The following is a 23,932-nucleotide window of genomic DNA, read 5'->3' on the forward strand; positions in this document are numbered from 1 at the left end:
CATCGCCTCAATCCAACTCTTCACCCGCCGCATCGCAAGGCTATGAAATCACGACCGATAATTATGAATCAGGCTCTAAGCCAACTTGTAGTCCAACCATCAAAGGGGGAGTTCAGCCATGACATTCAGAAATCTTGGCTACGGCGTTGCCGCCATCGCATTGCTTGCAGCTACGGCCTGTTCCGATAATGCCGAGGAGGCGGCGGACGGACAGGAAGCTTCGGCTAGCGCAACCGATACGGATCAGGCTGCGGGCGGCGCCACGGCCGAGGATCAGATGCAACTCGGAACTCTGCTGAAGGAAGCGGTTTCCGCTCTCGATGAATCGCAGGCGGCTATCAGCGCCATTGACGCGGGCAATAATCAAGAGGCGATCGACGCTCTGGCCAGGGCCACGGGCAAACTCGAGATCATCCTGGCGCGCGAACCCAACCTGGCGCTTGCTCCGGTGGCCAATTCGGTCATCGAACATGATGTTCTTGCAACGCCAGGCGATGTCACGGCGCTCGTGGACCGGATCAAGGATCTAACTGACGACGGACGTTTGCAGGAAGCGAGGCGGCTCATGGAAGGCCTCGCAAGCGAGATGGTTATCAGGACCAGCAACCTTCCGCTAGGCACCTATCCTGATGCCATCAAACGCGCGGCCGCACTGCTGGACGAACAGAAGCCTCAGGAGGCCAAGCTCGTCTTGCTAAACGCCCTGAGCACGATTGTCGTGACCGAAACCATAATTCCGTTGCCGATCGTCCGTGCCGAGGCAAGCGTCGAGGCCGCGCGCGTCGTTGCGGCAAAAGAGAACCGCACGCAGGAAGACAACCAGGCAATCGCTGCGGAACTGCAAAAGGCCCGTGAGCAAATCGAGATGGCGCAAGCGCTCGGTTATGCGACCAAGAAGGATCTTGACGATCTGCAGGACGCGATCCAAGAACTTGAGCGAGAGACGGGCGGGGGCAATGCTGCAACTCGCTTCTTCGAACGCATCAAGGGGCTTTTCGGCAAGGCTCGCGAAGCGGTGCAACCTAATGAGAATTGAAAGTAATTTCCTGGCGGCGCGTTATCCATTAATGTCAGCGCACCGTCAGGATTTTTGTTTGCGCTGAATTCCGATCTCAACGACTCAACTCAACGTATGGGGCTATCGTCATGGCAACACTGGCAAATAAAATACCTTTCCCGGTCTGCAGTTTAGCAGGAAACTGGTGGGCATTTGTTTTGCGCGGTGTGCTTGCCCTGATCCTTGCGGTGCTCGCGGTGCTGATGCCTGCCAGCGCCTTGCTCGGGCTGACAATCATCTTCGGTGCCTTCTCGATGGTAGACGGAATCTTCTCGCTTATCGCGGCTTTTCGCAACATCCGCGCGGGTGAGAAGTGGGGTTGGCTGGCGTTCAACGGCGTGGTCGGCATCGGTACTGGTATTGTTGTGCTGATTACTCCGATGATGGCCAGTTTCGTGCTTTCGCTGTTCCTTTGGTGGATGATCGCATTCTGGTCGTCCGCCTCGGGCATCGCCCAGATCGTTACCGCCATTCGGCTGCGCAAGGAAATCAAGGGCGAGTTTTGGCTTGGGTTAGGTGGCCTGCTGTCCATTGCGCTGGCCGGTTTTGTAATCTGGATGCTCTTGACTGCTCCCGTCGAGACATTCCTCGCCTTGGGCTGGGTCCTCGCGTTCTATGCCGCGATGTTCGGAACTGTCATGCTGCTCCTTGGCTTTCGCTTGCGGCGCGCGGCGAAGGCGGATGATACAGGCGTACAGCCGGCGAGCTAGGTAGCTTTTCCACATCGTGGATCGGTTGCTGCCACCGGGATAAATCACATGAGCCTATCCCGAAGTATCGCCACGGCACTGCACTGGCTTCAGAGCGGCCGGCAAGCATATGACGGCAAGGGGGGCGATGGAGGGAAAAAGGCCGCGCATTCGTGAGATCGTATGGCTCGCTGGCATCCTTGCCGCGTTGGTCTTGGGATATGCGCTCTACCACCAGCTCTATGTCGGCGCGTCCAGCTTTCCTTTCGTGCAGGAAACTATCCTTGTCTTCCTTGGCGCTGTCGCGACGATCTTTCTTACCGCGATGCTGCTCAACCGCCAGACCGAGCTCGAGCTCAGCAAGGAGGCCCGCGTCCATCTGTTCGACCAGAAGAACTCGGTTTACATGTCGGCGATCGAAAAGGTCGCGGAAATCGCCGAACAACGCGATCCCGATCCGGCTCTCATCGATGAATTGCGGGTTATCGGACACAAACTGGCAGTGATCGCCAGTCCCGAGGTGATCAAGTCCTTCCAGTCGGTGCTCGACAAGCTTATACGCGGATTACGGGACGGAAACCTGACCAATGCCGACGCAGAAGAGGTGATGCACGCCGTCGCCGAGCTGACCATCGGAATGCGATCCGACATGCTTGACGAGATCGGGAGCGCCAAGAATGACACCGCACAGGAACTGATCCGCCGCAACTCTCGGCAGATGGAACGGCTCGATGATCTGGACGAAGCGTAACGGCCAGCAACGATAAAGCGTAAAGGACCTGAACATGCACAGAGGCCATAATCGTCCGCCGCGCCTATCGAAGCAGCCCGGCACGAATAATATTTCCGCCGAAATTCCAATGGCAAAGATCTATCAGGAACCGCGCTCCACGCTTCAGGGCAGGCACCGCCCGCGACCGTGGTACCTTGAGTTCGAGGCGAGAAGATCACTGGGCTACGACGCATACACGGGATGGATCACCAATGATGATCCATATCGCCATATCCGTGTTCAGTTTCCTGACCGGGACAGCGCTATCGCATTCGCCGAGCGACAGGGGTGGGAATACAGGGTCATCCACAATCCGGCGTCGCGGCATCTCAGTTCTAAGATCGACCAACTCTATCGTGGCTCTGATGCGCCCGGGAACTGGCCGATACGATGGTCAGGCGAGGGCAAACAGATTTCCCGAAACCGGCTATATCGAGGCGCGAAAGCCGGCGAGCGGGCTGAGCGCGAGAAGGAGTTCGACCCGGTGGATGAAGCGCTGCTCGAAAGCTTTCCTGCCTCCGACCCGCCAGCATTTACGGGCGCAACAATTGGCTAGTACGAAAGGTCGATGCGGTCGAAAATAAGCGAGTATCACGAGTCAAATGTAATCGACGAATCCGAATTGCGAGCCCTCTCCGTTTCCTCATCCCTGCTAGAAGACGCAGTGCGGAGCGTGTTGGTGGTGTTTCTCGCTTCTTTGGCGGCAGCTCTGTTTTCGCGCCTGATGCGGCGCATCGAACAGAAGATGACAAGCAAACGAAGTGATCCAGATGCTGCAAGGAGGGTTGCAACTGCATACAGGACCGGTCTGATATTCGGGCGCATCGTGATATGGACAGTTGCCGGGGTGACCTTGCTCTCGATCATGGGCGTATTAATAGCGCCTTTGCTGACTGCTGCGGGAGTGGCCGGAATTGCAGCAGGATTTGCCGCGCAGAGCCTGGTGAAAGATTACTTTTCCGGATTTATCATCCTGCTTGAAGGGCAGCTGCGCGTCGATGACATAGTCGAGATCGGTGGCCATATTGGAGTGGTAGAAGAAATCACGCTGCGAAGCGTTCGTCTGCGCGATTACTATGGCAAGGTGATTTTCGTGCCATGTGGGAACATTACCAATGTCCTGAACAAGACCATGGAATATTCCAGGTCGGTAATCGATGTCGGTATCGCCTATCGCGAAAAAGACAGACGAGGCGTTGGGCATTATGCACAGCGTTGCCTCGCAGATGGCTAAGGATCGCGCCTTTGCAGACCGCATAATTGATGAGCCCGAGATTGTCGGTGTGGAAGCGCTCGGTGACAGTGCCGTCATATTGCGACTGCGCCTGAAGGTGACGCCAGGATCACAATGGGAAGTGCGCAGGGAGTTCTTCCGCAGGATCAAGCAGGCATTCGACGAGACTGGCATCGACATACCATTCCCACACTTTACCCTGTATCCGGGGCTCCCGAAAGATGGCCCTGCCCCGCCGCTCAACATCATGCTTGGACAAACCGAGGCTGTGGTGAAGAATGCTTGAAAGACGGCCGCAAGGATAAACCAATGCTCGCGAATTTTCTGAGATTGCGCAAAATGACACGTGCAGAATGGTCTGCGATGTCTTTGTACGAGAAATTCGAGGACGCGGTCGTTATCGTTCTCAGCGGAATAATCGCAATCGTCGTTATTGCAGCGGTTTGGTCATTGATGCGCGAAGTTGTAACAAGCCTTGTCTTGGGCGCTCTCGATCCGCTCGATTTTGCCACTTTTCAGACTGTCTTCGGAATGATTTTTACTGTTGTGATTGCGCTTGAGTTCAAGCGTTCATTGCTCGTAGCGGCCGACAGGGGGTTCGGTATCCTGCAGGTGCGCACGATAATCCTGATTGCGCTGTTGGCAATTGTGCGCAAGTTTATCATCCTCGATTTGGCAGACACGAGCGCCGCAAAGGTCGCCGCGCTTTCAGGGGCTGTGCTGGCACTTGGTGCGGTATTCTGGCTCGTTCGCGATCAGGATCGGCAGGAGCGGCTTGAGCAGATACAGGAATAGGGCTGGTCTGAAGCCGTAACCAGCGCGGTTACAGACAGAAAAGGACCGGCGCGCCCTTGCGAGCGATGATGGAGAAGCCGATCGCTTCGGGAATGAGTGCAAGAGCGACGACGATCCCGGCGAGAATATCCCGCCGGGGATTGGAGAACCATTCACGCTTAAGCGTGGAAATATCGAACATGTGAACCCTAACACGACTCACACGACCGGCACGACGCCGGTAAGCATCGCATAGCTGCGAACACTTTGTGCGGCCTGATGCCGGTCTGAAAGGTTGTCCTGGGGATAGGCGCCGGGCCGAGCCACCCGGCGCGGCCGGGTCCGATGGATTAGCGGCCCGTAATGTTATAATCTAAATGTTGCAAGTGCGAAGGGGCAGACCCTGAAGCTTGTGGAGCAAATAGGTTGCCCTGTACAGCGGACACCGATCCGCTCAATTCGCATCTGTTTGATCGGAACAAAGGGCGGTTTGCGAGGTGAACTGACACGATCTCGAATGACCGAGATGGGCGCAAATCAGTCATTGATCGACCGTGTCATTCGGAGCCGCATTGTCAATTTTGAGTCCTGAAAAAGGCATCGAACCAATGCATTAGACGGGTTTTGCGGGCCTTTTGAGGGCTTTTTGGCCAAGCCGAATATTCTAAGCATTTGAAAATACGACAAAATAATGGTCGAATACGATGCCTCTTCTGGCACCATCAGCTTCATCGCCGGAGTGTGCGATTGAGCGGAATTCACTGAAAATCACAGGAAAATTCTGATCAAGCTTTCGCCCTTGGTCGCGGCTGCCTGTGGAAATTCGCACCTCCGGGGTGTCATTTGGGGGGTCTTTTCTGGACAGCTTACGAACCGCGCGGCGTTGGGTTCAGCTGCTTCAGAGAATCGATCTCATCCGGCCACCAATGCATCATGCGCACGCGCTGATCGCCAGGCGGGTCAAAATTCCCTGCACGAGTATATATCGCGCAATCAGTAAGCTGCAATGAGCCACGGCTGGCTTTGCATCCCTGCGCAAAATTGCAGGTCCTGCAGAACCTCGGTTCCAAGCACCCGGGTCGTGCCAATCAGGCGTGCTGAAACCCTACCACCCATCCACCGGCAAGACTTAGCAGGTCGGCGCTGTCAAACTTGCGATGGTTTCTCTCTTGATCGCTGCCTTTTGGCAGAGAGCGGTAACGTTACACGCGGAAGCGTAACCGTAATTAACCTACCGAACCAAAGCTTTATCAGCATTCCGGGGCCGCACCGGGGGATTTCCCGGTTGGACGTTCAAGGGAATTGGCAGTGAAACAAAGTCTTTGGCATCGGGCATACGGCATTTCAGTTCTTGCGCTCGCGGCGGTGCTCTCCACACCGGCGATTGCGCAGCAAAATACCGAGGCGGATGACAGCATTCTGGTCACCGCCCAGCGCCAGCAGGTGCTTGCCACCGAAACGCCAACCGGAAGCCGCCTCGGATTGAGCCTGCTGGAGACGCCGGCTACGGTGAACGTGGTAACTGGCGATGACCTGCGGGCGCGGGGCGATCTCGCGATCGTCGACGCGGTGTCGCGTGCTGCAGGTGTTACCAATGATGGCAATCCCGGCAATGCTGGTCTTTCTTTCAGTATGCGCGGCTTCAACGGACAGGGTTCGGTCATGCAGCTCTATGACGGGGTGCGGCTGTTCCCGAACAACGGTTCGATCTCATTCCCGTCCGATCCGTGGAATGTCGAGCGGATCGAGGTGCTGAGCGGCCCGGCTTCGGTGCTCTATGGCCAGGGCGCACTGGGCGGAGTGGTAAATGTGATCCCGCGCAGCCCCAATACCGAGCGTTTCGAACTGGATGCCGAGGCAGGCTTTGGTTCTCAGGACAGCTGGCGGCTTGCCGGCGGTATAGGCGGCCCGATCAGCCGCTCGCTCGCCTTCCGCGCCGATGCCAGCTACCGCCAGTCGGATGGCTTTGTCGACCGGGGTGAGAACGACAATCTGGCGCTGTCAGGCGCGCTGCGTTTTGCGCCTACCGACAATTTCTCACTCACGCTGCGGAACGATTTCGGCAACGCAAACCCGATGCAATATTTCGGCACGCCGCTGATCGACGGGGAGCTGGACTCATCGATCCGGCGTGAGAATTACAACGTGGCCGATGCCACGATGCGATTTCGTGACAATCGCCTGTCGATGACCGTCGCCTGGGAAGTGAGCGATGCCGTCTCCATCGCCAACACGACCTACTGGCTGGCCAGCAACCGCAAATGGCGCAATCTGGAAACCTATTGCTACATCGGCGCCAGCGGCGACTGCGCCAACGGGATTGGCTCAGGCACGCCGGGCCGCATTTATCGCGCGGACAATTTCGGCATCATCCACAACGTCGACCAATACGGCAATCAAGGCCATGTCGCCTTAGATCACCGGCTAGGCGGCATGGCGAACACCTTCCTTGTGGGGCTGGATGTGAGCCGGGTAACGCTCAACTATTCCCACCAATTTGCCAGCGTCTACCAGGAAGACGAGGTGCCGTTGACCGGGTTCGACCCCGGACTTTTCCTCGACACGGTCGGCCTGCTGCCGCGCTATCACACGCGCACCACCACCTGGGCGATCTATGCCGAGGATCGGCTGGCGATAAGCGACCAGTTCTCTCTGGTCGGCGGCATCAGGCACGAGGAGAACAAGACTGGACGCTGGAATTGGGTCTATACCAATGGCGTGATCACAGGGGACGCACCGGCACTGAACGGCGGCACGGAGGCGTTCAAGAAGCTGGACAGCACCACCTGGCGCGTGGGAGCGGTCTACCAACCCAGTGAAAATCTGAGCATCTACGCCCAATATGCCACTGGCGTCGATCCGCTGGGCACACTCACGACATTTGCAACTTCGGCGGCGCAGTTCCAGCTTACCTATGCCAATGGCTACCAATACGAAGCGGGCGTGAAAGGCCTCTTCATGGATGGGCGCGGCAGCTTCACGCTGGCGGCCTATCGACTGGTGAAGGAGAACCTGTTCACGCAGACGGTCGTGGGCGGGGCGATCGATCAGGTTGGGCAGCGCTCGGCGCAAGGAATCGAAGCGACGGTCGACCTCGACCTTGGCGCCGGCTTCGGCCTGACGGCGAATGGCACCGTGCTCGACGCCAATTTCGATGAATTTGCCGGCTTTGAAGACAATACGCCGCCCGGCGTGCCTGAACAGGCGGCAAATGTGGAACTGCGCTGGGCTGACGGGGGGCGATTCTCGACCCGCGCCAATTTACGCCATGTCGGACGTCGCTTTACCGACAATGCCAACGCCTTCCGCGTTCCCGCCTACACGGTGGTGGATCTTGGCGCGACCTATGCGCTCACGCCCAATGTCGCCCTTGACGTGCGGCTCTACAACCTGTTCGACACGGATTACGCTTTCAGCACCTATGCCAATGAGCAATGGATTTTGGGGCGTCCCCGGTCGTTCGACGTGGCTGTCCGTGCCAGTTTCTGACATGGGCGGGAAGTAAGCGGCGGTGGGCTGGCAAGCTGTGAAGCGTTGGCTTTATCTGATCCACCGCTGGATCGGCATTGCCACCTGCCTGCTGTTCGTGATGTGGTTCGCATCGGGCCTTGTCATGCTCTACGTGCCGTTCCCGTCGCTGGAGAGGGACGAGGAGCTTCAAGGCCTCGCCCCGATCGCCTGGGCGAGAGTGGCTCAGATGCCTCAGGCAGAGGAACCGCTTCGGCAACTGACCCTTGAGATGCGCGGCGACCGGCCGATCTGGAGGCTGAGCCACTGGGATGCACCCCCGTCCTCGGTCTGGGCCGACAGCGGAACGCCTGCAGGAAATGCGGGACGGGAAGAGGCCAGGGCTATCGCTGCCAGCTTCGGGGATGCCCCGGTCACCGCCATGCGGTTGATCCACGCCGACCAGTGGACCGTGGGCAGCGGATACGATTGGCACCGTCCCTTGTGGAAGGCGGAGCTGGCAGGAAAAGGCGGGCGTGTGCTTTACGTTTCATCCAGAACGGGACAGGTCGTGCTGGATACCGCGCAGACCGAACGGTTCTGGAACTGGCTCGGTTCGGTGCCGCACTGGCTCTATCCGCGCGCGCTGAGGGCGGACCAGCCGCTTTGGCGGCAGGTAGTGATGTGGGTTTCCGGGCCATGCATTCTGGTAGCCCTGACCGGTATCTGGATTGGGCTCATGCGCATCCGGCCCGGCGCGCGGCGATTCAAGGGCGGGCGGATGACGCCTTATCGCGGCTGGATGAAATGGCACCATGTGTCGGGTCTTGTCGGCTCGGCTTTCCTCGTGCTGTGGATCTTTTCGGGGTGGCTCTCGGTCGATCCGTTCCGTCTCTTTGCCAGCGAGGGGATTAGCGCTCCGGCCCGCCAGGCCTATGCGGGGGCGTCCGTGGAGGTCCCGGATAACCTCATTGCCTTGGCCGAACGAAGCGAGGGGGCAACCCGCCTCGTGGTGCAGGCTGCGGCGGGATCGTCCTTCCTGCGCGTGCAGAAACATGGTTCAGAGGACATTGTCCTGGCTGCCGACACATTGGCACCGCATCGGGTCGACATGGCGCTCGTGCAAGATAAGCTCGCAGCTCTTTTCCCCGGCGCTGCAATTCTCTTTGTCGAGACCCTGACCCGCCCGGATGCCTATTGGTATGCCGTGCGCAGCGAGGTCCACCTGCCGGTGCTCCGCGTCAAGTTTGACGACGATGCCAAGAGCTGGGTTCATATCGATCCGGCAACCGGCGAGATCCTAGGTCATTCCGATTCGAGGCGGCGCATATACCGCTGGCTGTTCGACCTGTTTCACCGCTGGGATCTGAACCTGCTGCTTCATTCGCCCCCGGCGCGCGATCTGCTGATCTGGCTGATGTCGATTGCCGGCCTGATCAGTTCAGCAACGGCGGTCTATGTCGGCTGGCGACGTCTGCGGCGCACACGGGCGTCCTGAACCTCGTTCCGTCTGGTCTGCATTCTCGGACACCGCACAGAAGTGCTGACACGAAGGAAAGCGCCAAGCAGGCAGCCGGCGCGAAATTTTCGAGAGCAAATGAAAATCATTTGCATTAAGGTGCCGCTTCTGCGAATGGCTCGCAACAATTTCTGCGAATGATTTGCAAGAGGGGGTTATAGATGGGATTGAAGTCGTGGGTGGCTGCCGCTGCCGCCGTGCATCTGCTTTTCGCGAACAACGCAGCCGCGACCACGACCGCCGGGGCCTTGCCCTCTACCCTGTCGGTCGGCGGCATGTTCATGCAGGCCGACTGGATCGTGAAGCTGGTGATGATCGGGTTGGCGCTGGCCTCCGTCATTACCTGGACCGTGTTCGTCGCCAAGCAACTGCAACTCAAGCGCGAACGGGCTGGCGCAGTGGAGATCCTCTCGGTTCTGGCCAGTGCCCGCACCTTGGGCGATCTGCCGGCCGATGTTTCCATTGGCGAACTGGTGCGCGAGGCAAAGGCGGAACTGGCCTTGTCGGTTGATGCACTGGACGATCGTGAAGGCGTCAAGGAGCGCATTGTCTCGCGCCTGGATCGTTATGAGGCCAGACTGGCTCGGCGGATGACGCAGGGCATTACTGTCCTGGGCACCATCGGCGCGACTGCTCCCTTCGTTGGCCTGTTTGGCACGGTCTGGGGCATCATGAACAGCTTCATCGGCATTGCCGAGATGCAGACCACCAACCTCGCAGTGGTCGCCCCCGGCATTGCCGAAGCGCTGCTGGCGACTGGATTGGGCCTGGTCGCCGCGATCCCCGCTGTTGTCATCTACAATCACTTCGCTCGCCAGATCGCCGCGCACCGGGCGCTGGTTTCCGACAGCGCGGCTGCGGTGTTGCGGCTGGTCAGCCGTGACCTTTCGCGCGGCACGCTGCCGGCGCCGGCCCCCGCCAAGGTTGCCTGATCCATGGCGCTGAAGCTCGCCTCCGACAGCGAAGATCTGGCGATCGCGCACGAGATCAACGTCACACCCTTTATCGACGTGATGCTGGTGCTGCTGATCATCTTCATGGTCGCCGCCCCGCTCGCCACCGTGGATGTGAAGGTCGAATTGCCGGTCTCGACCGCACAGCCTGCTCCGCGACCCGATGCGCTGGTCTACCTGACACTGCAATCGGGCGGCACAATGTTGGTCAATCAGACCGAGGTGAGCCTCGCCACTCTGGGCCAGACCGTGACCAGCATGACGGGCGAAGACCGGGAGCAGCGCATCTACCTGCGGGCCGACAAGTCTGTAACCTACGATGAGATCATGCAGGCGATGAATGCCCTGCGCGCTGCGGGTTACGTCCAGGTTGCCCTGATGGGTGCAGAAGGCCTGGAAACTCGCTGATGAAATCGCAAAAGGCCATGCAGGAAAAACGGACCTGGGTGGGCTCGGCCGCAGGGGTGCTGGTCGTCCACGCCGTGGTTCTTACCGTGTTGATGGTGGCCAGCGTTCGGTCGATTGTCCCGCATCCCGAGGAGCCGGTGGTGCTGGTCGAACTGCCGCCGCTTTCGGCAATACCCGCGCCGCAGACCGCACCGCCGGAAACAATTGCGCCGGAACAACCGAAGCCGCCGACCCCCACGCCGGAGCGCCAGGTCGAAGCCCCCGAAATGAGCGCGCCCCCGGTCAATGCACCACTCCCTCGCGAGGCAGTCGTCGCCGCGCCGCCAGGTCCGCCGCAGCCGGTGCGCAGCGAGCGTGCCGCCGCTCCCGTGCCGACGAAGATGCCCGCTGCTCCGGCTGCTGCGCCGGCGGCCTCCGCGCCGTCGCCTGTGACGGGCAATGACCCGCATGCCCGCCAGCAGGAGGCGGATTACTTCAGCCTCGTCAACGCGCACCTGGCCCGCAACAAGCGCTATCCTCGCGAAGCGCGCCAGGCCCGGCAAGAAGGCGTGGTGACGGTGCGTTTCACCGTCGGCCCCGATGGCACGGTCAGCAACGCAAGCATCCGTGTCTCTAGCGGCCATGAGCTGCTCGACCAGGCGACGCTGGACCTGTTGCGGCGCGTTTCGCCGCTGCCGCGCTTTCCGCGATCGATGACGCGGGACAGCGTCACGCTGACGCTGCCGATTGAATATTCATTACGAACCAGCTGAAAAGAAAGGATTATACATGAGTAAGTCCACCCGTGGAGCAATCCGGCCGATGAGCTTGCGGCACCCGATGGCGGCGGCAGCGCTCGGCCTCTCCGCCGCGGCCCTCGCCAGCCCGGCAGCGGCGCAGCAGGCTTCCGAGGAGGGGGATGAGATCGTGCTCGACACCTTGCAGATCGAGGACTCCACCGCCGATGTGAACCCCAACGCCATGCCCGGAGTGCCCTATCGAGCGCTGCGTTCGGGTGACGTTCGCCGCACCCAGCCGCTCAGCGAAACCCCCCAGACCATACAGGTCATCACCGAGACACAGATCGAGGAACAGGGTGCCTCCGACCTGCGCGACCTGATCGACAATGTGCCGGGGGTCACCATTGGCACGGGGGAAAACGGCAATGCCTTTGGCGACCGTTACATCATTCGCGGTCATGAGGCACGGTCTGACGTGTTTGTCGATGGCCTGCGCGATCCCGGCATGACCATCCGCGAAACTTTCGCGGTGGACCAGATCGAAATCACCAAGGGCCCGAGCTCCTCCTTCGCGGGACGCGGCGCGATAGGCGGGGCGGTCAACTCAATCACCAAGCAGGCAAGCACAGACTATATGTTTGTGCGCGGCGATCTGAGTATAGGCACCGACGACTATTACCGCGGCACGATCGATGCCAACGTGCCACTGACCGGCAACTTGGCCGTGCGTGCGAACCTGCTCTACGGCACCGAAGAAGTTCCCAACCGAAACTTCTCCGAACGTGAGCGCTTGGGTGCGGCGATCTCGCTGGCATGGGTGCCGGCCGACGATGTCGAATGGGTGGTAGATTATTACCACTTGAACGCCGACGATATTCCGGATCTGGGCGGCTATATGCCCGCCCCCACCGGCACCGGGCCGTCCGACATAACGATCCACGCGCCGTGGCACGACGTGCCCAATTATGCTCAGCAAGGTGATTTCCTCGATACCAATGTCGATACCTTCACCAGCCGGATAACCGTGCGCATGGCCGAGGGTGTCGAGGTCATCAATGCTACGCGTTATGGCGAGACGACCAATGGCTATGTGCTGACCGGCCTGCGCGGCGGGGCATTCCGTCCGGCCACCAACGACTACGGCCAGCTCACCCTGTCGTCACACCAGGGCAACCAGGACGTGCGATATTTCGTCAACCAGACCAATATGCTGGCCAGTTTCAATACCGGCGGACTGAAGCACGACGCCATTGCAGGGGTTGAATACTCAAACCTGCGGGTGGCCAACGGCACCTATATCCTCACCAATGGCGGCACCCCCAATTGCCGCACCTCTGGCACCGGTCCCAACAACGCCTTCTGCATCACCGACAACCAGCGCAATGTGCTGTTCGACGATACAACAATACATAACCTGCTCCAACGCACGATTACCAATGGCATCACTGACAGCCTCTGGGAGGTAGATACCTTCAGCATCTATGCGATGGACACGGTGCAGGTCAGCGATCTGCTGCGTCTGCATGGCGGCCTGCGGGTTGACCTGTTCGAATACAGCAATGCGGTAGTCCAGGGCGGCAACACCACCAACTATGCCTACAATGACACGTTGTGGAACGGCCATGCCGGGATAAGCCTGCACCCCGTGGACGGGGTGATGGTCTACTTCAATTATGGCACCGGCAAGGAGATCAACGGCGGAGAGAGCGACCTTGGCGCTAACTGCGGCTATGGCGGGATCTGCGTAGCCGCCGGAACCGACATCGGCGCGGGCCGGCCGGAAAGCGTTGAGAGCCTGGAACTGGGCGTCAAGGCCGATTTGTTTGGCAATCGCTTGCTGGTCACGGCCGCTGCATTCCAGATCATCAAGGACGGCGTGTTCGAGAGCGCCGGCACCGGTTATGAGCCGGGCGGCAGCCTGAACACCGGCAAGAACCGCGTGCGCGGGGTGGAATTTGGCATGGTCGGCAATGTCACCAACCAGCTCATGCTTCAGGCAGCGCTGACCCTGATGGACAGCGAAGTGCGCGAATCCAATACGCCGGCACGCATTGGCCTGGAATTGAGCAACTTCGCCAACACCCAGTTCAGCGGACAGGCGCGCTATCAGCTGACCGATGATCTGGCCGTCGGCACCACGGCTACCTACAAGGGCCATATGTTCACAGGCCAGCCGGACTCCGCAGCATCATACAACGCGACTCTCGGCATTCACACCTATCGGGTGCCAGCCTATTGGACATTTGACGGTTTCGTCACCTATGACTTCTCGCCAAGTGTCAGTGCCCGGTTGAACGTGACGAATATCGGCAATACGGATTATTATCTGGCTGGTTATCAGAGCGGGCATTTCCTCTACAAGGGCGACGAACGCCGCGCCGTGCTGACACTAACCGGTCGGTTCTAGGCCGCAGCTGACGGAACCAGACCGATGCTGATCGTGATCGAGAACGTGCTGACAAGCGATGAGGTGGCACTGTTCCGCCAGCGGCTGGCTACGGCCGCATGGAAGGATGGTGCCTCCACTGCCGGCACGCGCTCGATCGCGGTCAAGCAGAACCTCCAGCTTCCCCGCACTGATCCGGAGGCGCAGGATCTGGGACAGAAAATCCTGCGCAAGCTGGGCAGTCACCCTGAATTTGTTTCGGCCAGCCTGGCTGAAAAAATCTGGCCCCCGGTGTTCAACTGCTACCGCGACGGCGGCCACTATGGCACCCATTCCGATGCAGCCTTGATGCGGCTGCCCGAGGCGGGGCTGACCCTGCGGAGCGATTTGTCAGCCACGCTGTTTCTTTCCGACCCCGAAGACTATGACGGCGGCGAGTTGCTGGCGGAAACCCCGTTCGGAGCACAGGCTGTAAAGCTGCCGGCGGGCGACATGGTGCTCTATCCCAGCTCCAGCCTGCATCAGGTCACACCGGTGACGCGCGGCGAACGAGTCTGCGCGATCACCTGGCTGCAGAGCGCCGTGGCCGACAACCATCTGCGCGCGCTCCTCTACGACCTGGATTGTTCGATCCGGGCGCTATCACCCGGCCGCGCAAAGGACGATCCCGATATCGACCGGCTGATCCACGTCTATCACAATCTGGTGCGCCAGTGGGCGCAAGTGTAAAGGAATGCTTTGCCGCCGGCATCGCGCCTGCCGAGGTGGGGTGCTTGTGCGAGCCGGGCAGCAACGGCCCCGCGCAGACGAGGCAGTGGCGGCAGCATTTGCGAAACCCGAGAGCGAAAGCGTCCGCATGGCCACGATGCATCAAGCCAAGGCCCTTGAGTTCCGTGCCCTGGCCGTGATGGCCTGCGACGAGGATGTAATTCCGCCTGTGGAGAGAACGAGTGGGGTCGGCGATGTGGCGGAGCACTCTTGGCGCATAATGTGGCATTGCTGTGCACTTGCCATCCCTGCGTTCCCTGGCAAACTTGTCCCAACCTGCGCGCGCTGGCAGAATCCGTCTTGCGCCGCGTAAAGAACCGGTTCAAGGTAGCGCTACCATAAGAATGGGTGATGCGGCATTGCGCCATGCAGGCATGGCGCGGGCAGACGCAGGGCAGGAGAGGGATTTTCATGCAATTGAATGGGCAAGGCGAAGCCGCCAAGGTCAATATGGCGCTCATCAGCGCTATTGTGGCGGTGGCCACGATCGGGGGCCTGCTGTTCGGGTACGACAGCGGTGCGGTCAACGGCACGCAGGGCGGGCTGACCGAAAAGTTCAATCTGAGCGAGGCGGCGCTGGGCTTTACGGTCGGTTCCCTGCTGATCGGCTGTGCGGCCGGTGCTTTCTTCGCCGGGCGGCTGGCCGATATAATCGGCCGGCGCACGGTGATGATCCTGGCGGCGATCCTGTTTCTGGGCAGTGCGCTGGTGCAGGGGCTTACCGATTCGCACACGATCTTCGTGATTGCGCGCTTTGCTGCCGGCATGGCGGTTGGCGCGGCCTCGGTGCTCTCGCCGCTCTACATCTCCGAAATGGCCCCGGCCAACATTCGTGGCCGGCTGACCACGGTGCAGCAGGTGATGATCATCACTGGCCTGACGGCGGCCTTCGTTGTGAATTATCTGCTGGCGCAGGCTGCAGGCGATTCGTTGAGCGAGATTGCCGGTCGGCAGGCCTGGCGGTGGATGTATCTGGCGCAGGGTGTTCCCGCAGTCGTTTTCCTTGTCGCGCTGTTTTTCATTCCGGAGAGCCCGCGCTACCTCGTCAGCCGCGGCCGCGATGCCGAGGCGCTGGGCGTACTCACCCGCATCTTCGGGACCGATGAGGCGCAGCGCAAGGTGGTGGAAATCAAGGCCAGCTTCAACGCTGATCACCGTCCGCGGCTGTCCGATGTCACCGCGCCGGGCACGGTTTTCCGCCCGATCGTGTGGGCCGGCATCATGCTGGCGACTTTCCAGCAGTTCGTGGGCATCAACATCATCTTCTATTACGGCGAGACTCTGTGGAAGCTGGCGGGCGTTTCGGAAGAAGTGGCTCTTGAGCGCAACATCTTCTCGGGCCTCGTGTCCATTGCGGCGGTGCTGGCCGCGCTGGTGATGATCGACAAGCTTGGACGAAAGCCGCTGCTGATGATCGGTTCGGCCGGCATGGCGGTTACGCTGGGTGCGATGACCTGGGCCTTCTCTGGCGCGGGGACCGACGCGGCCGGCAATCTCGTGCTGAGCGAGACGGCGGGCTACACCGCGCTGATCGCCGCCAATCTCTACGTGATCTTCTTCAACTTCAGCTGGGGCCCGGTGATGTGGGTGATGCTGGGCGAGATGTTCCCCAACCAGATGCGCGGCAGTGCGCTGGCTGTGGCGGGTCTGGCTCAGTGGGGCGCCAATTACCTGGTGGTGCAGAGCTTTCCGTCAATGGCCAGTTGGTCGCTCGCAGGCACTTATGCGCTCTACACCACGGCGGCCGTGATCAGCTGGTTCCTCGTCAAGTCGCTCATCAACGAGACGAAGGGCAAGGAACTGGAAGAAATGCAGGGCTGATGCCGATCACCTTCTTTGCGAGGTAACTCCGAAGGGCTGGGGCGGTTGCGGTCGCTCCAGCCCTTTTCTATTCCCAACAGGCAGACAAGTGCGGCGAGTGATATGACAGAGCAGGGCTCGAAGGTGCGCGTAGTGGTGCTGGGTGGCGGAACCGCCGGATGGATGACGGCCGCCAGCCTGATCCGCCTGTTGCCCGATACGGCAAGCGTCGACCTGATCGAAAGCGAGGATATCGGGATTGTCGGCGTGGGCGAGGCGACGCTGCCGCATATCCGGGGCTTCGTGGAGAAGCTGGGGATAGACGAGGCCGCTTTCATGAAGGCCACCCATGCCACCTTCAAGCTGGGCATCGACTTCCGCGATTTCGGGCGCATTGGCGAAAGCTACATCCACCCCTTCGGCAGTTTCGGCGAGGAAGTGGCCGGCATCGGGTTTCACCATTACTGGCTGGAATTGCAGCGGCAGGGCCGCGCCGCGCCGCTGGGCGACTATTCGCTGGCGGTGGCCGCCGCCCGCGCGAACCGCTTTGCCCCGCCGGCGCAAGATCACACGCTGGCGAGCACTTATGGCTATGCCTACCAGTTCGATGCCACGCTGTTCGGGCCCTTTATGCGCGAATTCGCCTGCCGCCACGGCGTGACCCGGCATGAAGGGCTGGTTGTCGATGTAGAGCGCGACGGCGCCAGCGGCGATGTTGCCGCGTTGCTGCTGGCTGATGGGCGGCGGATCGAAGGCGACCTGTTTGTCGATTGTTCGGGCTTCCGCTCGTTGCTGCTGGGACAGGCCCTGGGCGAGGAATGGGAGGATTGGACGCACTGGCTGCCCTGCGACCGGGCCGCCGCCATGCCCTGCACGCACGAAACGCAGGATATCCGGCCCTTCACCATCGCCACCGCCATGCCGGCGGGCTGGCGCTGGCAGATCCCGCTGCAGCATCGCATGGGGAATGGCTATGTCTTTTCCAGCGCGCATATCTCGGAAGATGAAGCCTGCGCCGCGATCAAGGCCGCCGCTGAGGGCGAGCCGCTGGCCGAACCGCGCATCCTGAAGTTCCGCCCCGGCCGCCGCAAGCACTCGTGGAGCCACAATGTCGTGGCGGTGGGTCTTGCCAGCGGCTTTCTGGAGCCACTCGAATCCACGTCAATCTATCTGGCGCAGATGGCGATCACCTATCTGATCGAACTGTTTCCCGATCAGGGCGGGATCGATCCGCGCGATGTTGCCGAATTCAACCGGCTGGTCGATGTGGAATATGATCGGGTGCGCGATTTCCTGATCCTGCATTACAACGCAACAACGCGTGACGATTCCGAATTCTGGAACCATGTGCGCACCATGCAGGTGCCCGATACGCTGGCGGACAAGCTGGAATTGTGGCGCAAGGCCGCACGCATCGAAAAGTATGCCGATGGCCTGTTCTTCGATGCCAGCTGGATTGCGGTCTATGTCGGGCAGGGGCTGCTTCCCGAACGGCATGATGCGCGGGTGGCGCTGGCTGACCCGGTGCGCGTTGCGGGCGCGCTGGAACGGTTGCGTGGCGCTATCGCGGCGGAGGTGGCCGCGATGCCGGGCCATCTTGAATATCTGCGCGGCGAAGCCGGACGACTGGCACCCGAGGATGCGCTGGCGGCATGAACCCTGTAAGCCTGAGTGTGCCGCGCGAACGTCTGCGCACCATCTGTATCGCCGGTTCGGGCCAGGTGGGCGTGATTGCTGCGTTGGCGCTGAAGCGCGCCCTGCCCGATGCGCAGGTGATCGTTATCGGGCTGGCGGATGATCCCACGGCCTATGCCGACACTGCGTCCACCGCGCTGCCCTTCACCAACAAGCTGCACGACCGGCTGGGCCTTTCCGAGGACGAGCTTATCCGCCGCGCGGGCGCCAGCCACCGGTTGATCACCCGCTATGCCGGCTGGGCGGGCGAGGGGGCGGATGCGGTGGGCGCCGTGCCCTATGGCGCACCGGCGGACACACAGGCGCGCGCCCGCTTTGCCCGCGAATGGGGCGGCGGCTCGCGCGGCGCACTGGCGGCCCCGGGTTCGCGGCTGCCCGCCACCTCGCTGCCGCAAGTGCTGGCCGAGGCCGGCCGCTTTGCCGTGCCGCCGGGCGATATGCCGACCCCGCTGGACGAGGTGGATTACGCCCTGCGCTGGAACAGCCCGGCCTATCGCGACATATTGATCGAACGGGCGCAACAGGCCGGGGTGATCTATCTGCCGGGGCCGATCCAGGGTCACGAGCCGGACGGGAAGGGCGGCATTGCGGCCATCGGCGTGGACGGGCAGGGCCCGATTGCGGCAGACCTGTTCGTGGATTGCAGCGGGCCTGCCGCGCGCCTCATCTCGGCCATGCCCGGCGCGCAGTGGGAAGATTGGGGCGACGTCTTGCCGGTGCGCCGCATCCTCCACGCGCGACCTGGGCAGGCCATGCTGGCACTGGAGGATCGCTTCACCCTGACGCGGCAAGGCTGGCTGATGGAGCAGGCCGGGCGCGACGGATTGCACATGGCACTGGGCCTTGCCCCGCAGATGGGCGAACAGGACGCGGTGCAGGTGATGACGCAGACGCTGGGGGCGCAGCCCGCACGGCTGGTGGAAGTCGCGCCCGGCTGTCACCGCGAAAGCTGGCTGGGCAATGTCGTGGCGCTGGGCGATGCGGCCGCCTGGTTCGAGCCGCTCGCGCATCTCAATCTTGACCTCGCGCATCGGCAATTGGCGCTGCTGCTCGAAATGCTGCCCGGTCTTGCGATCGAGCCGCTGGAACGTGCCGAATTTAACCGCCGCGCCCATCTGATGGCGGTGCAGGTGCGCGACACGCTGGCAACGCATTATGCTGCACCCCGTGCCCGCAGCATTTTTGGCGAAGCGCCGCTACCCGAAGGCCTCGACCGGGTGATCGATCAATATACGCGGCGTGGACGCCTGCCTCACCGCGAAGAGGCCGCCTTGCTCGCTGCGGAATATATGGCCTTGCTTGATGCCCTGGGCCTTCCGGGTGCGGTTCCCGTATCTGCGCGGGCAACAGCTTCGGCAGAATCGGCGGCGGCCTTGCGGGCGTTCGAGGAACAGGCGCAGCGTGCGCTCGCCTTTGCGCCGCCTTACGCCCAGTTCATGCAGCAGATGCTGGCGGCGGGTGCGGCGCCGGCGCCGGTCTGAGCGGCGCTTCCCGCCCTCTTATTTCGACAGGGCTTGCCGCAGGATCTGCCGCATCCGTTCGAGCAGGGACGGGGTTACCGGCCCCAGCATTCCGCGCGCCTGCGGGGGCAGATGCGCCACGGGATCACCGCCCGTCTCGAACACGAAATGATCGAACCAGGTCCGCCAGATGGCGCGCATATGCGGTGGCAGCGGCTTGATGGCATAGAGCGCGTGCAGCATGGCGTCATAGGCTGAGCCGGTTCCAGCGGGCACACCTTGGGTCCACCAGTAATTGACGAGGATATTGACGCTCTCCAGCGATTCCACCCCGTGCCACCAGCAATAGGGGATATAGAGCGCATCGCCCGGTTCGAGAGTGGACTGTTGCGCAGCATCCCAGGCCGCCGCAAAACGCGGAAAACGTTGAAGATCGGGCGCGCGCGGATCCACCACGCTCACCGGTGTTCCCGCGGGGGTCAGCTCGATCGGGCCGGGGTAGAGATTGGCGATCTGTTCGGGCGGGAACAGCGTGAAGCGGCGCCGCCCGGCCACGCAAACCGCCAGATTCTCCATCACATCATAATGCGGGGCCACAGTGATGCGGTTGCCGATCCAGATGCGCGGCGCGACACGATCGATGGCGGGGCCAAGCGGGGGAAGCCGGTTTTCCGCGGCCAGATGCGGGAGGACATCGGGTATGATTTCGGACTGCACAGCCATGGCTGGCGGATTGGCGATGCTGGCGGCGTGCAGCAAGTCGTCGAGGAACATTTCCAGCCGCCCCTGCGCCTTGGCGAAGTTCATGCCCGTCATCTCAGCGTTGTAGAAGAAGCGGCCGCCTTCTTCCGGCCGGGCCATGATCGCACCCACTGGCTTTGCGCTGGGCGCACGTTTCAGATAGGCAATGGTCGCGCCCGCGCCGGCTCTGCCTGCGGCCACGAGCGGCCAATCCTGCACGGCGCCGCGTAGCACGACCGGTGCGTTTGCCGCCCGAATGTCTGCCAGCATGGCCGCATCGATCGGCCCCTCCCGCTCGGGCAGGGCGGACGGCGGGGGCAGGTCAGTCATGCCGACAGGCGCATCGAGGGATCGATTGCCCCGCCGATTGAGGCCAGGAACTGGTCCTGCGTCGGCATTTGCGACACCGCGCTGGCGATCACGCCGCGCACATGGGAAAGGCGGCGCAGCACCTCGTCATCAGGCAGCAGCGCGGCCGCCGGGTGATGATCGCCCGCAACAATCCCCTGGCAGGCCATGACCGAAAGCCAGCTTGTCTCGGTGAACAGCTCGTTATGTTCGCGCACGATGCGTCCGGAACTGCGGAACATCTCCAGCTTGGCCTTGAGGCCATCGGGCGGTTCCAGCGTGCGGCAATAATTCCAGAATTCGGAATCATCGCGCGCGGTCGCCTTGTAATGCAGCACAAGGAAATCGCGGATGTCGAGGTAATCCTGCGCGGTCTCCGCGTTGAATCGGTCAATCTCGACCGGGGTGAAGGCGGTGCTGGGGAAATAGGCGAGCAGCCGCGCAATGCCCGATTGCACCAGATGGATGGCAGTCGATTCCAGCGGTTCGAGAAACCCGCCTGCAAGGCCCAGCGCCACCACGTTCTTGTCCCAGACGCGGGTGCGGTGTCCCCCGGTAAAGCGGATGTGGTTGGGTGAGGCCAGCGGCGTGCCATCGAGATGTGCCAGCAGGGTTTCGGTTGCCTCGTCCTCGCACATGAAGGCGCTGGCATAGACATGACCGTTGCCCACGCGGTGCTGCAACGGAATACGCCATTGCCAGCCGGCCTTGCGCGCGGTGGAGCGGGTGAGCGGCTGATCCTCTGCACCGGTCTCGCGCTTGGTGCAGGGGATCGCCACCGCCCGGTCGCAGGGCAGCCATTTGCTCCAGTCAAGGAAGGGGACGCCCAGCGTCTGGCCCAGCAGCAGCGAGCGGAAGCCCGAACAATCGATGAACAATTCGCCGTCCACCTGTGTGCCGTTTTCCAGCGCGACACGCGTGACAAAGCCACTTTCGGGATGCTGCTCGACCTGCGTGACGCGCCCCTCGACACGGGTGACGCCAGCCTCCTCCGCCCGGCGGCGCAGGAAACGGGCATAGCGTCCTGCATCGAACTGGAAGGCATAGGCAAGGCGCGACAGCGGCGAATTGGGATTGCCCGTTTCGGGCCAGTAGAACCGCCCCGCTTTGCCCGCCATCGCGCCAATCGAATAGGCATCCAGCGCAGTTGCGTCGCCCAGCGCCAGCCCTTTCAGCCAGAAATGGTGAAATTCGATCCCCAGCATATCGATGCCGTATTGCCCGAAGGGGTGGACATAGCTGTGCCCCAGATGCGTCCAGTCCACAAACTCGATACCCAGTTTGTAGGTGGCGTGCGTCTCGCGCATGAATTCGGCTTCGTTGATCCCCAGCAGCTTGTTGAAATGCACGATCTGCGGGATCGTCGCCTCGCCCACGCCCACGGTGCCGATCGCCTCGCTCTCGATCAGGGTGATCGCAAGGCCGGGCATCGCGCCCAGCACCTTGGAAAGCGCGGCGGCGGCCATCCAGCCGGCGGTGCCGCCGCCGACGATCACGATCTTGCGGATGGGCGGCGCGCTCATGCGGCGACTCCGGTGCTGAGGGGCGCGGAGGCTGTCGTATCAGCCCATGCGCCAGCCTGACGCAGGAAACTTTCCTGATCGGGCAGGCTTTGCGCGGTGCGCCGATAATCGGCGCGCATCTGCGCCATCGCGGCGGCCACGCGGTCAGGGTCCAGCGTATCGGCAATCGGATCGTGACGCGCGGGCCAGATGTTCTGCCCCAGCATCACCGCCACCCAGCTCGGCAGGCCAAACAGCTCGGCGTTTTCGCGAAAAACCCGGCCATGCAGGCGCCACAGATCCATCTTGCGTTGCAGGCTGGCGGGCACTTCCATTGCCTTCACATGGCGCCAGAACGGTGTGTCCTCGCGCTGGGTGGCCTTGTAATGCAGGATCACGAAATCGCGCACATCCTCGTAGAGCTCGCGCATTCCGCGGTTGTATTCGTCGCGCTCCAGCGGGCTGATCTGCTTGTCCGGGAACAGCGCGAAGAGGCGCTGGATGCCGTTCTGAATAAGGTGGATGCTCGTTGATTCGAGCGGTTCGATAAAGCCCGAGGCAAGGCCCAGCGCCACCACATTGTGATTCCAGGTCTTGCGGCGGCAGCCGGTCAGGAAGCGGATTTCGCGCGGATCGCCCAGCGTCTCGCCTTCTACATGGGCTTGCAGGATGCGCAGCGCCTCGTCGCTTTCCATGAAGGCGTTGCAGAAGACATGGCCGTTGCCGGTGCGGTGTTGCAGCGGGATCGTCCATTGCCATCCCGCCGAATGCGCGGTGGCGCGGGTATAGGGGATGGGGCTGCGCACCTTTGCTGTGGGCATGGCGATTGCGCGGTTCATCGGCAGCCATTGGCTCCAGTCGTCATAGCCGGTTTCGAGCGTCTGTTCGATCAACAGCCCGCCAAAGCCCGAGCAATCGATAAACAGATCGCCCGCGATCCGCTCCCCGCTTTCCAGCTGTACCGATTCGACATCGCCGCTTTCGCCGTGGCGGTGGACGGCCACGATCTTGCCCTCGCGGCGCACTGTACCCTGCGATTCAGCCATTTTTCGCAGGAAAGCCGCATAAAGCCCTGCGTCGAAATGAAAGGCATAATTCATCTGCGAGACAAGGCTGCGCGCGCCTGCGGCGGGACGGGCAAAGCGCTTCTCAGCCGCGGCCACAGCCGCCATGCAATAATCGGAAATCGTGCCGCAATCGCCAGACCGCGCAATTTCGCGCAGCCACAATTGGTAGAACGGTATACCGTGCAGATCCTGCCCGTAACTGCCGAAGGGGTGGATATAGCGATCACCCTGGCGGCCCCAATTGATGAACTCGATACCCAGTTTGATCGTGCCCATCGTGGCGCGCAGGAAAGCATTCTCGTCAATGCCCAGCAGACCGTTGAACGAACGGATTGGCGGGATTGTGGCTTCGCCCACGCCCACTGTGCCGATGGCATCGGATTCAACCAGCACGAAGCGGCGCCGGCCATCGTCGAAATAACGGGACAAGGCCGCCGCCGCCATCCACCCGGCGGTGCCGCCGCCCACGATCACCACCGTGGTGATATCGTTACCATTCTGAGCCTCGCCCACGAACCTGTATCCTTTTTCGCACAGTTTACGAGAGTGATCCTAGACTTGCCCAACCCCTCTTGCCAAGGCGGGAATCGGCC

21 protein-coding genes and 1 other annotated feature are annotated in these 23,932 nt (G+C 61.6%); of the genes, 17 read left to right on the plus strand and 4 right to left on the minus strand.

Annotated features, from left to right (window positions below):
* Positions 1 to 118 precede the first annotated feature (118 nt).
* From WFP44_RS00005 to WFP44_RS00035, 7 genes are all read left to right on the plus strand, one after another.
* Complete coding sequence (locus WFP44_RS00005) at positions 119 to 1,036, plus strand: YfdX family protein (protein ID WP_336924284.1); 918 nt, start codon at positions 119 to 121, stop codon at positions 1,034 to 1,036.
* Between the two features lie 110 nt (positions 1,037 to 1,146).
* Complete coding sequence (locus WFP44_RS00010) at positions 1,147 to 1,767, plus strand: HdeD family acid-resistance protein (protein WP_336924285.1); 621 nt, start codon at positions 1,147 to 1,149, stop codon at positions 1,765 to 1,767.
* A 109-nt stretch (positions 1,768 to 1,876) separates the two neighbouring features.
* Complete coding sequence (locus tag WFP44_RS00015; protein WP_336924286.1) at positions 1,877 to 2,497, plus strand: hypothetical protein; 621 nt, start codon at positions 1,877 to 1,879, stop codon at positions 2,495 to 2,497.
* A 109-nt stretch (positions 2,498 to 2,606) separates the two neighbouring features.
* The gene (locus WFP44_RS00020; RefSeq protein ID WP_336924287.1) at positions 2,607 to 3,074 is read left to right on the plus strand and encodes an NADH dehydrogenase ubiquinone Fe-S protein 4; all 468 of its coding nucleotides are present in this window, start codon (positions 2,607 to 2,609) and stop codon (positions 3,072 to 3,074) included.
* 123 nt (positions 3,075 to 3,197) lie between these two features.
* Positions 3,198 to 3,752: a mechanosensitive ion channel family protein gene (locus tag WFP44_RS00025; protein WP_336924288.1), complete on the plus strand. Its 555-nt coding sequence runs from the start codon at positions 3,198 to 3,200 to the stop codon at positions 3,750 to 3,752.
* Positions 3,745 to 4,038 (plus strand): mechanosensitive ion channel family protein, encoded by a 294-nt coding sequence (locus WFP44_RS00030; protein ID WP_336924289.1) that lies wholly within the window; start codon positions 3,745 to 3,747, stop codon positions 4,036 to 4,038. The genes WFP44_RS00025 and WFP44_RS00030 overlap by 8 nt, the downstream gene beginning before the upstream one ends.
* The gene (locus tag WFP44_RS00035) at positions 4,035 to 4,547 is read left to right on the plus strand and encodes a phosphate-starvation-inducible PsiE family protein (RefSeq protein ID WP_336924290.1); all 513 of its coding nucleotides are present in this window, start codon (positions 4,035 to 4,037) and stop codon (positions 4,545 to 4,547) included. The genes WFP44_RS00030 and WFP44_RS00035 overlap by 4 nt, the downstream gene beginning before the upstream one ends.
* A gap of 28 nt (positions 4,548 to 4,575) precedes the next feature.
* Here WFP44_RS00035 and WFP44_RS00040 read toward each other — a convergent pair whose 3' ends face one another.
* Positions 4,576 to 4,728, minus strand: a complete 153-nt coding sequence (locus WFP44_RS00040) for a hypothetical protein (RefSeq protein WP_336924685.1) — start codon at positions 4,726 to 4,728, stop codon at positions 4,576 to 4,578.
* 91 nt (positions 4,729 to 4,819) lie between these two features.
* Positions 4,820 to 4,873 (minus strand) — a sequence feature (sul1 is cis-regulatory element that is thought to sense ions involved in sulfur or methionine metabolism; They are found in Alphaproteobacteria).
* Between the two features lie 961 nt (positions 4,874 to 5,834).
* On the opposite strand from WFP44_RS00040, the gene WFP44_RS00045 reads away from it, so the two are divergent.
* The 10 genes from WFP44_RS00045 to WFP44_RS00090 all read left to right on the plus strand — a co-directional run bounded on the left by WFP44_RS00045 (position 5,835) and on the right by WFP44_RS00090 (position 19,702).
* A complete protein-coding gene (locus WFP44_RS00045; protein ID WP_336924291.1) occupies positions 5,835 to 8,015 on the plus strand; it encodes a TonB-dependent receptor in 2,181 nt (726 codons plus the stop codon).
* Positions 8,016 to 8,037: 22 nt separating this feature from the next.
* Positions 8,038 to 9,471 carry a PepSY domain-containing protein gene (locus WFP44_RS00050; RefSeq protein WP_336924292.1) on the plus strand — a complete coding sequence of 478 codons (1,434 nt, stop codon included), beginning with the start codon at positions 8,038 to 8,040 and terminating at the stop codon, positions 9,469 to 9,471.
* A gap of 182 nt (positions 9,472 to 9,653) precedes the next feature.
* The gene (gene exbB / locus WFP44_RS00055) at positions 9,654 to 10,424 is read left to right on the plus strand and encodes a tonB-system energizer ExbB (RefSeq protein WP_336924293.1); all 771 of its coding nucleotides are present in this window, start codon (positions 9,654 to 9,656) and stop codon (positions 10,422 to 10,424) included.
* A 3-nt stretch (positions 10,425 to 10,427) separates the two neighbouring features.
* Positions 10,428 to 10,853: a TonB system transport protein ExbD gene (gene exbD, locus WFP44_RS00060; protein WP_336924294.1), complete on the plus strand. Its 426-nt coding sequence runs from the start codon at positions 10,428 to 10,430 to the stop codon at positions 10,851 to 10,853.
* Positions 10,853 to 11,605: an energy transducer TonB gene (locus WFP44_RS00065; protein WP_336924295.1), complete on the plus strand. Its 753-nt coding sequence runs from the start codon at positions 10,853 to 10,855 to the stop codon at positions 11,603 to 11,605. Before exbD ends, WFP44_RS00065 begins: the two co-directional genes overlap by 1 nt.
* A gap of 16 nt (positions 11,606 to 11,621) precedes the next feature.
* The gene (locus tag WFP44_RS00070; protein WP_336924296.1) at positions 11,622 to 13,979 is read left to right on the plus strand and encodes a TonB-dependent receptor; all 2,358 of its coding nucleotides are present in this window, start codon (positions 11,622 to 11,624) and stop codon (positions 13,977 to 13,979) included.
* Between the two features lie 24 nt (positions 13,980 to 14,003).
* Positions 14,004 to 14,687 (plus strand): Fe2+-dependent dioxygenase, encoded by a 684-nt coding sequence (locus tag WFP44_RS00075; RefSeq protein ID WP_336924297.1) that lies wholly within the window; start codon positions 14,004 to 14,006, stop codon positions 14,685 to 14,687.
* Between the two features lie 450 nt (positions 14,688 to 15,137).
* Positions 15,138 to 16,547, plus strand: a complete 1,410-nt coding sequence (locus WFP44_RS00080; protein ID WP_336924298.1) for a sugar porter family MFS transporter — start codon at positions 15,138 to 15,140, stop codon at positions 16,545 to 16,547.
* A gap of 102 nt (positions 16,548 to 16,649) precedes the next feature.
* Complete coding sequence (locus WFP44_RS00085; protein WP_336924299.1) at positions 16,650 to 18,182, plus strand: tryptophan halogenase family protein; 1,533 nt, start codon at positions 16,650 to 16,652, stop codon at positions 18,180 to 18,182.
* Positions 18,179 to 19,702 carry a tryptophan 7-halogenase gene (locus WFP44_RS00090; RefSeq protein WP_336924300.1) on the plus strand — a complete coding sequence of 508 codons (1,524 nt, stop codon included), beginning with the start codon at positions 18,179 to 18,181 and terminating at the stop codon, positions 19,700 to 19,702. The genes WFP44_RS00085 and WFP44_RS00090 overlap by 4 nt, the downstream gene beginning before the upstream one ends.
* Positions 19,703 to 19,720: 18 nt before the next feature.
* Here the strand turns inward: WFP44_RS00090 and WFP44_RS00095 are convergent, their stop codons facing one another.
* The 3 genes from WFP44_RS00095 to WFP44_RS00105 are packed head-to-tail and all read right to left on the minus strand — an operon-like array spanning position 19,721 to position 23,852.
* Positions 19,721 to 20,752 (minus strand): cupin-like domain-containing protein, encoded by a 1,032-nt coding sequence (locus WFP44_RS00095; RefSeq protein ID WP_336924301.1) that lies wholly within the window; start codon positions 20,750 to 20,752, stop codon positions 19,721 to 19,723.
* Positions 20,749 to 22,293: a tryptophan halogenase family protein gene (locus WFP44_RS00100; protein WP_336924302.1), complete on the minus strand. Its 1,545-nt coding sequence runs from the start codon at positions 22,291 to 22,293 to the stop codon at positions 20,749 to 20,751. Before WFP44_RS00100 ends, WFP44_RS00095 begins: the two co-directional genes overlap by 4 nt.
* Positions 22,290 to 23,852, minus strand: coding sequence for a tryptophan halogenase family protein (locus tag WFP44_RS00105; RefSeq protein WP_336924303.1), 1,563 nt, complete (start codon positions 23,850 to 23,852; stop codon positions 22,290 to 22,292). The genes WFP44_RS00100 and WFP44_RS00105 overlap by 4 nt, the downstream gene beginning before the upstream one ends.
* Positions 23,853 to 23,932: the final 80 nt, after the last annotated feature.

This window comes from Alteraurantiacibacter palmitatis, assembly GCF_037154115.1.
Classification (GTDB): Bacteria; Pseudomonadota; Alphaproteobacteria; order Sphingomonadales; family Sphingomonadaceae; genus Alteraurantiacibacter; species Alteraurantiacibacter palmitatis.

Bases quoted from the DNA above. Each gene is read 5' to 3' on its own strand.
- exbD (WP_336924294.1), top strand. From the start codon at position 10,428: ATGGCGCTGAAGCTCGCCTCCGACAGCGAAGATCTGGCGATCGCGCAC.
- exbB (WP_336924293.1), top strand. From the start codon at position 9,654: ATGGGATTGAAGTCGTGGGTGGCTGCCGCTGCCGCCGTGCATCTGCTT.
- WFP44_RS00040 (WP_336924685.1), bottom strand. From the start codon at position 4,728: ATGTTCGATATTTCCACGCTTAAGCGTGAATGGTTCTCCAATCCCCGG.
- WFP44_RS00085 (WP_336924299.1), top strand. From the start codon at position 16,650: ATGACAGAGCAGGGCTCGAAGGTGCGCGTAGTGGTGCTGGGTGGCGGA.
- WFP44_RS00075 (WP_336924297.1), top strand. From the start codon at position 14,004: ATGCTGATCGTGATCGAGAACGTGCTGACAAGCGATGAGGTGGCACTG.
- WFP44_RS00070 (WP_336924296.1), top strand. From the start codon at position 11,622: ATGAGTAAGTCCACCCGTGGAGCAATCCGGCCGATGAGCTTGCGGCAC.
- WFP44_RS00080 (WP_336924298.1), top strand. From the start codon at position 15,138: ATGCAATTGAATGGGCAAGGCGAAGCCGCCAAGGTCAATATGGCGCTC.
- WFP44_RS00010 (WP_336924285.1), top strand. From the start codon at position 1,147: ATGGCAACACTGGCAAATAAAATACCTTTCCCGGTCTGCAGTTTAGCA.
- WFP44_RS00030 (WP_336924289.1), top strand. From the start codon at position 3,745: ATGGCTAAGGATCGCGCCTTTGCAGACCGCATAATTGATGAGCCCGAG.
- WFP44_RS00095 (WP_336924301.1), bottom strand. From the start codon at position 20,752: ATGACTGACCTGCCCCCGCCGTCCGCCCTGCCCGAGCGGGAGGGGCCG.
- WFP44_RS00090 (WP_336924300.1), top strand. From the start codon at position 18,179: ATGAACCCTGTAAGCCTGAGTGTGCCGCGCGAACGTCTGCGCACCATC.
- WFP44_RS00005 (WP_336924284.1), top strand. From the start codon at position 119: ATGACATTCAGAAATCTTGGCTACGGCGTTGCCGCCATCGCATTGCTT.
- WFP44_RS00015 (WP_336924286.1), top strand. From the start codon at position 1,877: ATGACGGCAAGGGGGGCGATGGAGGGAAAAAGGCCGCGCATTCGTGAG.
- WFP44_RS00065 (WP_336924295.1), top strand. From the start codon at position 10,853: ATGAAATCGCAAAAGGCCATGCAGGAAAAACGGACCTGGGTGGGCTCG.
- WFP44_RS00100 (WP_336924302.1), bottom strand. From the start codon at position 22,293: ATGAGCGCGCCGCCCATCCGCAAGATCGTGATCGTCGGCGGCGGCACC.
- WFP44_RS00020 (WP_336924287.1), top strand. From the start codon at position 2,607: ATGGCAAAGATCTATCAGGAACCGCGCTCCACGCTTCAGGGCAGGCAC.